The 13,052-nt window shown below is 62.8% G+C and carries 11 protein-coding genes and 1 pseudogene; 3 read left to right on the plus strand and 9 right to left on the minus strand.

Annotation, left to right across the window (positions count from 1 at the left end; genetic code table 11):
• From GRS80_RS08680 to GRS80_RS08700, 6 genes and pseudogenes are all read right to left on the minus strand, one after another.
• Positions 1 to 918: a helix-turn-helix domain-containing protein gene (locus tag GRS80_RS08680; RefSeq protein WP_160047195.1), complete on the minus strand. Its 918-nt coding sequence runs from the start codon at positions 916 to 918 to the stop codon at positions 1 to 3.
• A 96-nt stretch (positions 919 to 1,014) separates the two neighbouring features.
• On the minus strand, positions 1,015 to 2,385 hold the full coding sequence (locus GRS80_RS08685) for an adenylosuccinate synthase (RefSeq protein WP_343161506.1): 1,371 nt from the start codon (positions 2,383 to 2,385) through the stop codon (positions 1,015 to 1,017).
• Between the two features lie 522 nt (positions 2,386 to 2,907).
• A complete protein-coding gene (locus GRS80_RS08690) occupies positions 2,908 to 3,411 on the minus strand; it encodes an AI-2E family transporter (RefSeq protein ID WP_343161507.1) in 504 nt (167 codons plus the stop codon).
• Positions 3,386 to 3,727 (minus strand): hypothetical protein, encoded by a 342-nt coding sequence (locus tag GRS80_RS20380; protein WP_200840354.1) that lies wholly within the window; start codon positions 3,725 to 3,727, stop codon positions 3,386 to 3,388. The genes GRS80_RS08690 and GRS80_RS20380 overlap by 26 nt, the downstream gene beginning before the upstream one ends.
• A gap of 300 nt (positions 3,728 to 4,027) precedes the next feature.
• Positions 4,028 to 5,172: pseudogene (locus GRS80_RS08695) on the minus strand (ISH3 family transposase).
• A gap of 562 nt (positions 5,173 to 5,734) precedes the next feature.
• Complete coding sequence (locus GRS80_RS08700) at positions 5,735 to 6,172, minus strand: plastocyanin/azurin family copper-binding protein (protein ID WP_160047196.1); 438 nt, start codon at positions 6,170 to 6,172, stop codon at positions 5,735 to 5,737.
• Between the two features lie 153 nt (positions 6,173 to 6,325).
• On the opposite strand from GRS80_RS08700, the gene GRS80_RS08705 reads away from it, so the two are divergent.
• The 3 genes from GRS80_RS08705 (at position 6,326) to GRS80_RS08715 (ending at position 10,362) form a co-directional block, all read left to right on the plus strand.
• Positions 6,326 to 7,051 carry a protein sorting system archaetidylserine synthase gene (locus GRS80_RS08705; RefSeq protein ID WP_149082681.1) on the plus strand — a complete coding sequence of 242 codons (726 nt, stop codon included), beginning with the start codon at positions 6,326 to 6,328 and terminating at the stop codon, positions 7,049 to 7,051.
• A 72-nt stretch (positions 7,052 to 7,123) separates the two neighbouring features.
• A complete protein-coding gene (locus tag GRS80_RS08710; protein WP_160047197.1) occupies positions 7,124 to 8,512 on the plus strand; it encodes a HEAT repeat domain-containing protein in 1,389 nt (462 codons plus the stop codon).
• A 62-nt stretch (positions 8,513 to 8,574) separates the two neighbouring features.
• Positions 8,575 to 10,362, plus strand: coding sequence for a phospholipase D-like domain-containing protein (locus GRS80_RS08715; protein ID WP_160047198.1), 1,788 nt, complete (start codon positions 8,575 to 8,577; stop codon positions 10,360 to 10,362).
• Between the two features lie 36 nt (positions 10,363 to 10,398).
• Here GRS80_RS08715 and GRS80_RS08720 read toward each other — a convergent pair whose 3' ends face one another.
• The 3 genes from GRS80_RS08720 to purF form a co-directional block, all read right to left on the minus strand.
• Entirely contained in the window at positions 10,399 to 10,827 is a 429-nt protein-coding gene (locus GRS80_RS08720) for a metal-dependent transcriptional regulator (RefSeq protein WP_160047199.1), read from the minus strand.
• Positions 10,828 to 10,873: 46 nt separating this feature from the next.
• Positions 10,874 to 11,368, minus strand: coding sequence for a ferritin-like domain-containing protein (locus tag GRS80_RS08725; protein ID WP_149082655.1), 495 nt, complete (start codon positions 11,366 to 11,368; stop codon positions 10,874 to 10,876).
• Between the two features lie 128 nt (positions 11,369 to 11,496).
• The gene (gene purF / locus GRS80_RS08730; RefSeq protein ID WP_160047319.1) at positions 11,497 to 12,969 is read right to left on the minus strand and encodes an amidophosphoribosyltransferase; all 1,473 of its coding nucleotides are present in this window, start codon (positions 12,967 to 12,969) and stop codon (positions 11,497 to 11,499) included.
• Positions 12,970 to 13,052: the final 83 nt, after the last annotated feature.

The raw sequence follows: 13,052 nt of genomic DNA on the forward strand, positions 1-13,052 counted from the left end.
TCACACACTGATATCGTCGATGAGCTCTCGAGTCGTATCCACGACCTCGAGTTCGTCGTTTAGCTCGGCGACGAACGCCTCGTCCTCGAGTTCGATTCGGACGCGAAACCGCCAGGGGTCGGATGCGAGGACGGTTGTCGCGTCGTCGGTTACGGCCCACGGCAGTTCCCACGCCGGGATTTCGGTGAGGTCTAGCCCGTGGTCGTGATAGAAGGCGACGGTCGCGGGGTGGTAGAGCAGGCATCGTGAGACCGGAACGTACTGGAAGCCGGTACAGTCGGTGCAGTGGTAGACGGCGTACGGATCGAGGTCTCGAGCGTCGTGGAGCGACGGCAGCGAGCCGTCGTGCTCGTGGATCTCGGGGGTAACGTCACGTGCACACCACGGACACTGACCGGAGACCATCGAGTCGAGTATCGTCCGGCTTCGCCGGTGGACGGCCGCGAGAATCCCACTCCGGTCGCGGTCGACGAGTCCGTGGGTCGGGACGTAGACGTCGGTGTACGTTGCATCGCAGGCGCGACACCGGATTCGAAAGAGCGTCTCGTAGGAGTGAGCCTCGAGCGAGTCGCCACAGCGGTGGCAGTCGGTACCGACCGCAAAGCGGTCGACGGCCGGCTCCGCCTCGTCGGTGAGGTGCCCGGCGACGAGCGTCCGATAGAGCACCAGGCCGGGCCACCGGAGCCGGTACCCTTCGTCCTCTTTTGCGACGTAGTTACCCACCAGCTTCGTCAGGTGGTAGTTGAATCGTCCGGAGTCCCGAACGTCGACGCGGGATTTGAGGTCGGCGTAGGAGAGCCGGGGGATGCCCGTCTCCGGCGAGGCGGTCGCCGCGCCCAACTCCTCGAGGATGCGGACGCGGGTCTCGTCGGCCAGAAGCGAGAACGCGGCGTCCGTATCGAGTGGGTCGTCCGTCATCGGTCGATTTCGGCCGTCGGTGGGCGGGGGAGCGGTCGTGACTCTGCGGTGCTCGCTCGAGTGCGTCGTTCGTTCCGATCGAACATATCGTCTCGGTTACGATGAAACCGGGTGGTCGCGGCCGGTGTCTCGATCGATCCGTCCCCGATCTGTCGGGTCGAACGGACTCCGGAGCACGATCGTCTCCTCGCGGTCCGGGCCGACGCCCACCGCGAACACCGGACACTCGAGGTCGGCGCTCACGAACTCGACGAAGTCCCGCACGGCTTCCGGCAGTGCGTCGTACCCCTCGTCGGCGACTGCGCGCCAGTCGCGGTCGGACCACGTCTCGAGGTGCTCGTACCGGGGCGTACACCGGTTCCACGCCTCGACGGTCGATGGCGGCGTTCGAAGGGGTTCGCCCTCGAGTTCGTAGCCCGTGCAGACGCGAAGCTCCTCGAGTCCGGCGAGGGCGTCGACGTGGTTGATTGCGATGCCGGTGAATCCGTTCACGCGCGCCGACGCGCGGAGCATCGGGAGGTCGAGCCAGCCGATTCGGCGCGGGCGGCCGGTGACGGTGCCGAACCCGCCCACTGTCTCTCGAAAGTCGGCCGCGACGTCCTCCTCGAACTCGGTCGGCAGGGGTCCGTTTCCGACTCGAGTGAGGAAGGATTTCACGACGCCGATCACGTGGCCGTCGGCGACGACCGACGGGCTCACACCGGTGCCGACGATGGCCCCGCCCGCGGTCGGGTTCGACGAGGTGACGAACGGGTACGTGCCGTGGTCGACGTCGATCTGTGTTCCCTGGGCGCTCTCGAAGAGGATCGTCTCTCCCTCCCGCGAGCGCTTGGTGAGGAACTCGCCGGCGTCGACGATTATCCCTTCCGCCTCGAGTCGCCTGCCGTACTCCCGGAGCGTCTCGAACAGGTGGTCCACGTCGAAGGCGTTCCCCGGGTCGGACGCCGACAGTTCGTCCGCGAGTCGGCGCTTCCGGCCCACTGCGTACTCGAGGCGTTCCCGGAGGACCTCGGGCGCAAGTAGGTCCGCGATCCGAATCCCGCAGCGACTCGCCTTGTCCTCGTAGGCGGGGCCGATGCCGTTGCCGGTCGTGCCGACTGCGTCGGTCGTCTCGCTTCTCTCGGTCTCCGACAGCTGGTCCAGAACTCGGTGATACGGCAGGACGACGTGGGCCCGACTCGAGACGCGAACGTCGGGCTCGAGACCGCGTTCTCGTAGCGTGTCGATCTCGTCGAACAGCGTCTCGAGGGTCACGACACAGCCGTTGCCGAGCACGCCTGTCTTCCCGCGGACGACGCCGCTGGGGAGCAATCGAAGCGCGTACTCCGTCCCGTTCTCGGTGACGGTGTGACCCGCATTGTCCCCGCCCTGATACCGGACGACGACGTCAGCGCCGTCGCCGAAGAGATCGACGATACTGCCCTTGCCTTCGTCCCCCATCTGGGAGCCGATTATCGTTGCGTTCACGAAAGCGGCTACTCGCGGCCGTTCAATAGTCGTTCTGTGAAGCGCGATTCACAACGCGGTCGGCGTCGAGAGGAGTCACTCGAGGTAGTTGACCGGGGAGGTGTCATCGAAAATTCTGTGAATGTTTGCTTCAATATATATTGATCGAACCGGCCGATACGTAGGTCTGCTTATTGATCGCTGAGGTTCCTGTCGATCAACGTACCCCCTCGAAGAGTCGTGATGAACACAGAGCACGAATCCCACACGACAGCAACTCCTGAGTGTGGGCAGTAGAGACAGAACGCGCGTCGAAGTGACGCGCTTCACCCCCGCCCACGGTGTTGACGCAAATCGAAGGTTTGCGAAAGCCGAAAACCGCAGGTTTTCGGAAGGGCGGGGAACTCGCGTTGCTTTTTAGATCTGGGTAAAACGGAGGGTGTTTCCCCACCGGAATAGCCTTACTCCAGATCGCAGAGACGGATGGTTCCGTCACCGTTTACGGAAACCGCTACGTTCCGTACTGGAACGTGATCACTCCCTTCAATCAGGGAGGATTTTCGGTAATTGAACTCGTAGAAACTGAATGGTGACAACCATGATCAACGGGCCGAGGAATATCCCATACCACCCAAAAATTGCCGGTCCCAGGAGATACGCGAACATGACGAACCCCGTATGAAAGAGACGTCCGGAAAGGAAGGGTCGGACATACGTCCGGATGACGTTGTCGAAGATGACCCCCATCACAACGTAAAACACTATCGGGAACCAAAGAGATGTCAAATTTGTCTGGTATGCTACGATCGTGAGGTAGAGAACAATCGCCCAATACAACAGATTCCGACCGAGGAGTGGAATCACTGAAATCAGCCCAGTGATAAAACCGAGAAGTATCGCATGGGGGATTGCGAGACCTGGCGGTGCAACGAGATTCAACACGTTGTAGATGATTACGGCCACAATACTGATCACGATAATGGTGAGCGTATATCCGAAATAGACCGAAGCGAGCCCCCGGTCAACTGTTTTTAAATAATCGTACACGTTCGACTCTCTCTAGGATGGTGGATCGGAACCAGGAAGCGATTCTCTGCTCGTCTCGAACCAGGAAAAACGCGAAGATGAATGTGATCAACGCGTTGAACGCTTGCACAGTGAACGTCCCGACGAACCCGCTCACCAGCGGAGCAACCGTGGCCAGGGTTGGATCGCTTCGCAGGACATCAACGAACGTATATAGTTCAGCCTCACTTGTGGGGAGGGTATCTATTGCAAGCCCTGGGAATAGCCTTTCTAACAGACCCTCGACGTCCGTCGCCTCTATCGCTGCAAGTTCTGCGAATAGTAAAACAACGAACACCCCCAGAACTGCGATGAAGGGTAATATAATGAGACCAAATGAAAGGAGAGTAGAGAGCCCCGGTGAAACACCCTGCTGTTGAAGGCGTCTGGCAACTGGCCGGACGACGTAGTATCAGTCGATCACATCGACAGCCGCACTATCTCGTTCAGTAGGCGCTGAATCTGCTTGAACTGTGCTCGGCCCGTCTCGAAGAGATGGCGGCGGTAAGTTTCGGCACTGGAGAGTCGCTGTCGGCGGCGAATCGCCGCCGACGCGACAGTGTCGCCACTCACGACCGCTGCCCCAACTCAGGGACAGCTACCGGAAGAACCGGTCGTCGAGTGGTTGATTTGCTGGGACAGCTCTGCGTACGCCAAGAGCTGTCCAGGCAGCACGAACCACCATCTCACAGAACTCCATGAACGACCACTCCCAGAGGCGGCGCCCCCCACGGCGGGGCGCCGCCACGTACATCCAGTGGAGATACCGCCAGACGTTCTGCAGCAACAGACTCACGACGAACAGCAACAGCCGGAGCCCGGCGTCCCGAGAACTGGTGAGAGCGAGGCTCTGGTTGCCTAACCGGTAGCTCGATTCAATGCCGAAGCGCTTGCTATAGTGTTCCCGTGCATCCCGTGGTGTGTCGATGAACGGCGCGTCAGCGGCGTAGCCGTGACGCGCCACCCCGTGCTCGTCGTATCGTCCTCGCTGGTAGACACAGTCGATGAACACAGGGAACGTTACCCGCCCAGCGAGTTCGTGTTCGATCACGCGACTCCAGCCGCTGCTGAGTTCGTCTTGAATCGTCTCGCCCCACTTGACGATCGGCATGACGTAGGCGTAGTTGTGCGTGTACAGTAGTTCGAGGCAAGTGCTGTTGTAGAATCCGCGATCGAGATAGACGGCCTTGACGCGCAGGTCAAGGCCGTCGAGGAGTTCGAGGAACTCACCGAGGGCATCGCTGGTGGTTTCGCCAGCGACCAGCTGGCGAACCGCCAGCGTGTACCGCTTGTTGCGCACCCGCGCATACAGCGTGACGTAAGCATGGAACGCAGTGGTACCTCGTTTCGCCTGCGAGAAGTACAACGCCTCTGTCTCGTCCTCCTTACCGTAGTAGGGATCGAGGTGGAGGTCGGCGACGACCTCCACCGGTCGATCTGGGAGCGTCTCAAGGACATCCCGTTGAAGTAGTGTGTTTCCGACCGTCTCGACGGTCTCAAGATCAAACTGATCGGTAAGGTGTCCTCGAACGGTATTGGCGTGTGGCGAGTCCTCGGTCGTCTCACAGACGTGATTGATCGAGGTCCCGCCGGCGCCAGCGCCGGCGGGACCTCGTACAACGTCTCCGTCGTTACCTCGACGTTCTCTCCGAGGTCAATTGGAAGGTCATCACCGAGGCTGTTGACGACAAAATTAAGCAGGTGCTCTTCTTCTATCTCGCTGTCTGCTTGTGTTGGTTGCACATCTTCTACAAGCAGACACTTTCACTCAAACCAATGTGATCGACTGAGTATAGGAAGAGCCCCAACACAATCCACCCGAGGTAGGTGTGTAACGCCACAACGAGGACGAGAACAAGAGCGAGCGCGAAAAGCCACCAGCCAATCGTCCCAGGCAATCCTCCGTCGTTCGATGAAACGCTCCGCCCCATGAGATTCAAATGTTCGGTTTGAGATCACATAAGTCGAGTCAATTAACCAAGTAATAATTGGTCAGCGACGGCTCAGAAGCAGACAGCCTTACTCAAATGAGATTATTCAAGCGCGTTCGAAGAAGAGCTTTGTTCAATCAGGATATGTTTGGAATATGGGTTCTATCCGTGCCATAACAATCGAATGTAATGAGTGACCCCAACCTGAACGTGTGAAATAAACCGTGCTCCCGTGCTGGATACATCCTCTGGATGTTGCACGCTGTTTTACCAATTGACGTATGGGTCATACTCTATTGCGAGACCTCGTCAACCTGTACGTATCGACCGATGAATCGTCACTATGACGCGCTCGAGCGAGCGTAGTCGGCGGATCACTCGGTCACGATAATCGTCCCCACCATGCCGCCCCGGATGTGGGGTTCGCAGATGTAGTCGTACGTTCCCGGAACCTCGAACGTGTGCTCGTAGGTCTCGCGAGTGCCGAGCCGGCCGCCGCGGTACTCGTGCCAGGCGTCTCGAGCCGTCCGTTCGTCCTCGTAGTCGCCGGTCGCGAAGTACGCCGCGCCCTCGGGGAGGGTGTTCTCGAGGGCCGTCACGGTGTGGTCTGCGCCGCTCGTGTTCTTCCAGACGACGGTCTCGCCGACGCGGACCTCGTACTCCTCGGGGACGAACTCGTTGCGCGTCATCCCGATGTCGCAGCCGTCGCCACCACAGGGGTCGTCCTCGAAGACGCCGAGAACGGAGGAACAACCCGCGAGCCCAACAGAGGCGACGGTTCCGACGGACGCGAGGTAGGCGCGCCGGTTCATACTCGCCGGTTAGGAGAGTCTGCATATAACCACCCCGGTTCGTTCTCGCGTCACTGGAACCGTGCAGGCTCGAGCGAGCCGGCTGGCGATTTTGCTCGCCTGTCCATGGCGAAACGAAAACACGTAAGGTATCCGCCCGCCGAATCGGCGAACATGCTTCCGCGGTTCGTCGGCAGATTGGGAGTCGCCGACGCAGTGACGATTGCCAACGCCGCCCTGGGGTTCGTCGCGGTCGTCGTCGCCTTCGTCGACATCGACCTCGCCGCCCGACTCATCCTGCTGGCTGCGGTCGCCGACGGGTTAGACGGCATCCTCGCCCGCCGGTACGGCGGTACCGAGGCTGGCCCCTACCTCGACTCGCTGGCCGACGTCGCCTCCTTCGCCGTCGCGCCTGCGGCGCTCGCGTTCGTCGTCGTCACTGACGGCCTCGGCATCGGATTCGACTCGATGACGGTTGAGTTGGCGCTCGTCCTCGCGGTCTGTACGCTGTTCGTTGCCACGGCGGTTACCCGACTGGGGATGTACACCGCCTACGACGTTTCGGGCGATTACACGGAGGGCATCCAGACGACGCTGGCGGCGACGATCCTGGGTGCGGCGATCCTCGCGAAGGTCGCCGGCCCGTGGCTCGTCCTCGCGATCACGGGCGCGTTCTGTTACCTGATGGTCTCGCGGATCCAGTATCCGGATCTGCTCGCTCGAGACGCGGGGATCATGGGCGTCGTCCACGTCCTCGCCATTCTCGTCCCGGGCTTTGCCAACCGGTCGTTTCCCTTCGCGCTCTTGATCCTCGGTATCGCGTACATGGTCTTCGGTCCGGTGTTCTACTGGCGTGAGAGTTCCGCGCCGCCGAACGCCGACGCGCATGGAAACGCTTAGGGCGATCCTGACACGACCGTAGCGTATGAACGCTGTCACGCGTGAGCGTCGTCTCTCGAGGTGGGTGTGTACATGAGTGACGACCCCGAAGCCGAAGACGACGCAAGCGAGGAAGCCGAGACGGATGCGTCGGCCCCCGATCTCGACGCCATCGAGGACGATCTCGAGGCGTTCGAGGGCGACCTCGCGGAGCTCGACGAGGACCTCGAGGCGGCCGAGACGGAAGACGACCTCGACGTCGTCGAAGCTGATCTCGAGGCGTTCCGTGACGATCTCGAGGAAATCGAGATTCCCGATCCGCCCGAGACAGAAGAGGACGAGGACGACGAGGACGACGAACCCACTCGAGAGGAGGAGCTACAGGACCGCTACGACGAGATCGAGTCCGACCTCTCGGATCTCGAGGACGACCTCGAAGACCAGCGCGGCCCCTACGCCGAGGACGTCGTGAGCGAGATCGACGGCGTGGGCGGGACGATCACGGGCACCCGCTGGACGATCGAGGGCGACGAGGAACTGATCGCGGCCGTCGATTCCTTCCTCGCGGACGTCGACGATCTGCTCGGCAGCGACGTCTCGATCCCGACCGATCTCGAACCTGCAAGCGGCGCCGAACTCGGCGAGGGTGGCGAGGAGGAGAGCACCGTTCCCGAGGGACTCGCGGACGCACTCGAGGAGGCGACCGCGGCCGTCGAGGACGCCGACCTCGACCCCGACGACGACGCGGAGACGATCGCCGGACTGCTCGAGGCGACAGACGAGTTCGAGTCGGACGTCGACGACGCGACCGAGTGGTCCGACCTCGAGGTGCGCGAACAACTGCGCCGCGAAGGCTTCTACGACGTCCTCGACCACGTCAAGGACTTCCCGCCGGAGTGGCACGCGCTCAAGGTCCACGAGAAACGCGGTAACGTCGACTACATCCTCCTCGTCTACGACAGCCTCGACTCGGATTTCATGGAGGAACACTGTCTCGAGGCCCTAGAGCGGATGGGGCCGAAGGAGGCCATGGAGCCGATGCTCGCCCAGGCCAACCGGCGCAATCAGGCCGCAATGCGTATCCTCGGGAAGATTGGCGTCGCAGACGACGACGTCGTCGACACGCTCCTCGATTACGTCGACAGCAACCCAGACCTCCAGAAGCCGGCGTTTCGCGCGCTGGGTGAGATCGGAGCCGAGGAGGCCGTCCAGCCGATCGCGAACCAGCTCGCAGAGGAGAACCCGGACGTCCGAAGCTGGGCCGCTCGCGCCCTCGGTCTGATCGGTGACACCCGCGCGATCGACCCGCTTGGGGACGTACTCGCCGAGGACGGGGAAGATCGCGTCCGGGCCAGCGCCGCGTGGGCGCTCAACCGGATCGGGACCCGAGAGGCTCTCGAGGTCGTCGCGGAGTACGCCGACGACCGTGCGTATCTCGTCCAGGCGGAAGCCGAACGAGCCGACCTCGAGCCGGCTGCCTGACCGGCGGCTTGCGGAACCGTTCGACCTGACCTTTAGGTACCATCGGGCGGCCAGACGGGGTGATGGCCTCGCGACGGATCGTCCTCTGTGTTGTCCTCGCTACGTCGGTGCTCCTGATCGCCGGGTCTGCGAACACGTTCGCCGGAACCGAACACGGGGTGACTGCTCACCAGTCGGATTTCGAGGACGAAACCGTGAACGGACTCGAGTGTGCACCGCCGCCACTATCCAGTGCCGGCGACGAGCCGCCGACATCGGCCGAGGGCGACCGCGACGACCGCGAGCCGCGTATCGTCGAACTCTATCCCAACCCGACGACCCACGGCAACGCCGGGGAGTACCTCGTCCTCGAGGTGCAAAGAGAGACTCGCCTCGAGAACTGGACGGTGACGGACGGTCACACGACGGCAACGATTCCGAACGAGACGATCGACGGCCGGGTTGCGTTCAGTACCGATCCCGCAACCACCGCTGAACTGACCGACCACCGGGTTCTCGAACTCGAGGGGACGGTCCGGCTCGCTGTCGACGGCGACGAACTCGAACTGCGAAACGGGACGGAGGCGGTCGACGCGGTGGCCTACGAGGACGCGCCGATCGCCGAACGCTGGTATCGTACTGACGGCGGCAGCGAAGCTGACCGGGCGGAGGGTCGTTGGCATCCCCGCGATGGCACCTGCTTTCCCGTCGTTCGCGCCGAACCGACGGCGGCGACGACCTTCGTCCTCCCGGATTCGCCCGACGTTCCCCTCGAGACGATCCGTTCGGCCGACGATCGGCTCGTGCTCGCGGGGTACACCATCACGTCGGTCGAGGTCGCCGACGCGCTCGTCGACGCGTCGGCGCGGGGCGTCGACGTCGCCGTGCTTCTCGAGGCCGGACCCGTCGGCGGGACGCCTGCCGCAACCGAACCGCTCCTCGAGTCGTTGGAGGAGGGCGGCGTCGACGTCCGCGCGATCGGCGGCGAGGGGGCTCGCTACCGGTTTCATCACCCGAAGTACGCGGTCGCCGACGATCACGTGCTGGTGACCAGTGAGAACTGGAAACCCTCAGGAACGGGAGGCAAGGCGAGCCGCGGGTGGGGCGTCCGTCTCGAGGACGACGAGATCGCCGACGCGCTCGTGGCGACGTTTCGGGCCGACTACGAGGGGTGGGATACCCGCTCGGGCGAGCAGTTCCGATCGACCGCGACGTTCGTCGAGGACGACGGGAGCGGAGATGACCCGGAAACCGCGTTCGAGACGAACCACGACGCCGAAACCGTTCCCGTCGAGTCGGTCGAACTGCTCGTCGCTCCGGACAACGCGGCGGATCGCCTCGAGGCGCTGATCGCCGACGCCGACGACGAGATACTGATCAAACAGGCGAGCATCGCCGCCGACGCGTCCGTTCTCGAGGCGACGCTCGACGCCGCCCGCCGCGGTGTCGACGTTCGAATCCTCCTCGATTCGACCTGGTACCACGAGGACGAGAACGCGGCGCTGGCGAACGATCTCGAAGCGATTGCGGCCGACGAAGAACTGGCGCTCCAGGCGACGGTTGTCGACCGAACCGACCGGTTCGAGAAGATCCACGCGAAAGGCGTGATCGTCGACCGCGAGGCGGCCGTCGTCGGAAGTGCAAACTGGAACGAGAACGCCTTCGAGAACAACCGTGAGGTGTTACTCGTCCTCCACGGTGAGTCGGCCGCGGAGTACTACGTGGCGGTCTTCGATGGCGACTGGAATGAGGACGCGTGGAGAGTCCCGACCGGGATGAGCCTCTCCGCTGTCGCCGTCCTCGCCGTTGCGGCGCTCGTCGGCTGGCGGTACGTCCGGTTCGGCGATCGGCGAGTGGCCAGAGAAGAGTGACGACGTCTGACGGTATCGAACGGACCGCTATCCGTATCAGTTCACGGGACCGCAGGCCTCGAGGTGGATACAGCAGTCGTGTTCGGGGTCGAAACAGTCCGGACACTCCTCAGGGCGGTCGATAATGGTGTCGAGGCGGTTGGCGACGGTGTCGTCGATGACGCTCTCGAGCGCGTGGGCTTCTGCGCGAAACTCCTCGACTTCGAGGACGTTTACGAGGAACCGTTCGATGATGCAGTACGTCTGCAACGCCTCGTGTGCCCGCTGGAGTCCGTCGTCCGTCAGACTCGCTCCCTTGTACTTTTCGTGCTCGACGAGACCGCGACCCTCGAGTTTGCCGATCATCTCGTTGACGCTCGCCGGGCTGACGTCGAGTATGTCCGCGAGCGTTCCGGTCGACGCGGGTCCCTCTTCCATGCGCTGTGCGAGGTAGATCGCCTTGAGATACTGATCTGCAGTGTTCATCGCGTCCCTCCGTCAGTGTCGGTGTTCGTCCCGGTCTGTCCCCCGATCATGCCCGGTGCTCCATGATCTCGGTCACTTCTTCGGCTCCGTCCTTTTCTTCCTCGCGAATGTCGTACAGCGTCTCGAGCAACCGGTCGCGGTCGAGGGCGAACTCGGTATCAGAGGCCTCGACTGCGTCGATCAGGTCGTCGTAGAACTTGTACGCCGTCTCCTCGTTGCACAGCTGGTCGTAGAGGACGCCGTCGGTGTCCTCGGGCGGGCCGTACTGTGCGTCGACTAATGCGTTGATCTCCTCGTAGGCGACGGTTTCGGCGTCGAGGTCGTCGATCAGCGCCTCGAGTCGCTCGCGGTGGTCGGCCGACTCCTCGTTGGCCTCGACGAGCAACTCCCGCACCTCCTCGTCGACCGCGTCCCGCTTTTCGGCTGGGAGGGATTCGAGGTGGTGGGCGGCGCGTGACTCGACGACCTCCTCTAGGACGACCCCGATCTGGAGGAGCCGTGCGAGTTGATGGTCGCTCGAGACACGCTGTCCCAGACTCATAGCTATCCGTCGGTGTGCCTGTTACTTAACTTCCGGCATCCACACCGTTCCAGGTCGGAATCGGTTGCGCAACGAACCGGCGTCCGTTCGACGAGCGAGACGGACGACAATCCGCACACGAGTTTCGATCAGTCGTCGGCGAGAATCGTCTGCCCGCCGAGATCGGGGCGACTGACGTCTCGATCGGTCTCCTCGCCGTCGATGTCGTAGGGGTACTCGCCGGTCACACAGCCCAGACAGAGGTCGATCCGGTCGTTTCCGAGGACCTCGGCGACGGCGTCCGTCGAGAGGTACGCGAGGCTGTCGGCGTCGATCACGTCCCTGATTTCGGCGACGGTCTTGTCGGCGGCGATCAGTTCCTCGCGGGTGGCCATATCGATGCCCATGTAACACGGGGCGACGATTTCGGGCGCACCGATGCGGACGTGGACCTCCTCAGCGCCACAGTCTTTGAGCAGCGTGACGAGTTGTGTCGAGGTCGTCCCGCGGACGATGCTGTCGTCGATGACGGTGACGGTCTTCCCTTCGATCGTCGATTTGATCGGGTTGAGTTTCAGGCGGACCGCGCGTTCGCGTTCGCCCTGGGTCGGCATGATGAACGTCCGGCCGACGTAGCGGTTTTTCATCAGCCCCTCGGCGAACTCGACGCCGTTGTCGCCGTCCGCTCGGGGTTCGCCGTCGGCGGTCGTCTCGGCGGCGGCGTCGGCGTAGCCGGAGGCGAACGCACGTCCCGAGTCGGGAACGGGCATCACGACGTCGGTCTCGACGCCGCTTTCCTCCCAGAGCTTGCGCCCGAGGTTGCGCCGTGCCTCGTAGACCAGCGTGTCGTCGATGACGCTGTCCGGCCGGGCGAAGTAGACGTGCTCGAAAAAGCAGTGAGCCGTGTTTTCGGCATCGATTAACTGGTACGAGTCGAAACCCTGCCCGTCTTCCTCGAGAACGACCAGCTCACCCGGACGCACGTCGCGGACGAGTTCCCCGTCCAGGGTGTCGATCGCCGCAGATTCCGAGGCGAGGATGTAGCCGTCCTCGAGTTTCCCGATACAGAGCGGTCGGTTGCCTTTCGGGTCGCGGACGCCGAGGACGGTGTCGTCGTGGCTGATCGTCAGCGCGTAGGATCCGTGGATGCGGTTCATCGTTCGCTTGACCGCGCGTACGAGATCTTCCTCTAGCAGGTTGCGCGCGAGGTCGTGTGCGATGACCTCAGTGTCGCCGTCGCTGGTAAAGGCGTGGCCGACGGCGGCGAGTTCCTCGCGGATCTCGTCGGCGTTGACGAGGTTGCCGTTGTGTGAGAGCCCGAGCGAGCCGCTCTTGAACGAGACGGAGAAGGGCTGTGCACAGGAGGAGTCGACCGAGCCCGCGGTCGGGTAGCGGACGTGACCGATTCCCGTCGATCCGTTGAGGACATTGAGGTCATCCTCGTCGAAAACCTCGCCGACCAGCCCCATGTCGACGTGGCTGTGTTGCTGGAAGCCGTCATGGGTGACGATCCCGGCCGACTCCTGGCCGCGATGCTGGAGTGCATAGAGCGCGTAGTACAACGGTCGTGCCGCGTCGCGACCGGCCAGTGAGACGCCGACGACGCCGCACTTCTCGGTCATTCCTGTTCGCCGGGGAGTTTCGCCCCGCCCATCAGTCATAGGCGTCAGTAGGGTGGCGCGCGGATAAAAATCCCCGTGTTTGT

The sequence above is a fragment of the Natrialba sp. INN-245 genome, from assembly GCF_009807105.1.
Classification (GTDB): Archaea; Halobacteriota; Halobacteria; order Halobacteriales; family Natrialbaceae; genus Natrarchaeobius; species Natrarchaeobius swarupiae.

What these genes read in the sequence shown, in the direction of transcription:
- GRS80_RS08705 (WP_149082681.1), top strand. Translation starts at nt 6,326, where the DNA reads ATGCTTCCGCGGTTCGTCGGCAGATTGGGAGTCGCCGACGCAGTGACG.
- GRS80_RS08720 (WP_160047199.1), bottom strand. Translation starts at nt 10,827, where the DNA reads ATGAACACTGCAGATCAGTATCTCAAGGCGATCTACCTCGCACAGCGC.
- GRS80_RS08680 (WP_160047195.1), bottom strand. Translation starts at nt 918, where the DNA reads ATGACGGACGACCCACTCGATACGGACGCCGCGTTCTCGCTTCTGGCC.
- purF (WP_160047319.1), bottom strand. Translation starts at nt 12,969, where the DNA reads ATGACCGAGAAGTGCGGCGTCGTCGGCGTCTCACTGGCCGGTCGCGAC.
- GRS80_RS08725 (WP_149082655.1), bottom strand. Translation starts at nt 11,368, where the DNA reads ATGAGTCTGGGACAGCGTGTCTCGAGCGACCATCAACTCGCACGGCTC.
- GRS80_RS08710 (WP_160047197.1), top strand. Translation starts at nt 7,124, where the DNA reads ATGAGTGACGACCCCGAAGCCGAAGACGACGCAAGCGAGGAAGCCGAG.
- GRS80_RS08700 (WP_160047196.1), bottom strand. Translation starts at nt 6,172, where the DNA reads ATGAACCGGCGCGCCTACCTCGCGTCCGTCGGAACCGTCGCCTCTGTT.
- GRS80_RS08715 (WP_160047198.1), top strand. Translation starts at nt 8,575, where the DNA reads ATGGCCTCGCGACGGATCGTCCTCTGTGTTGTCCTCGCTACGTCGGTG.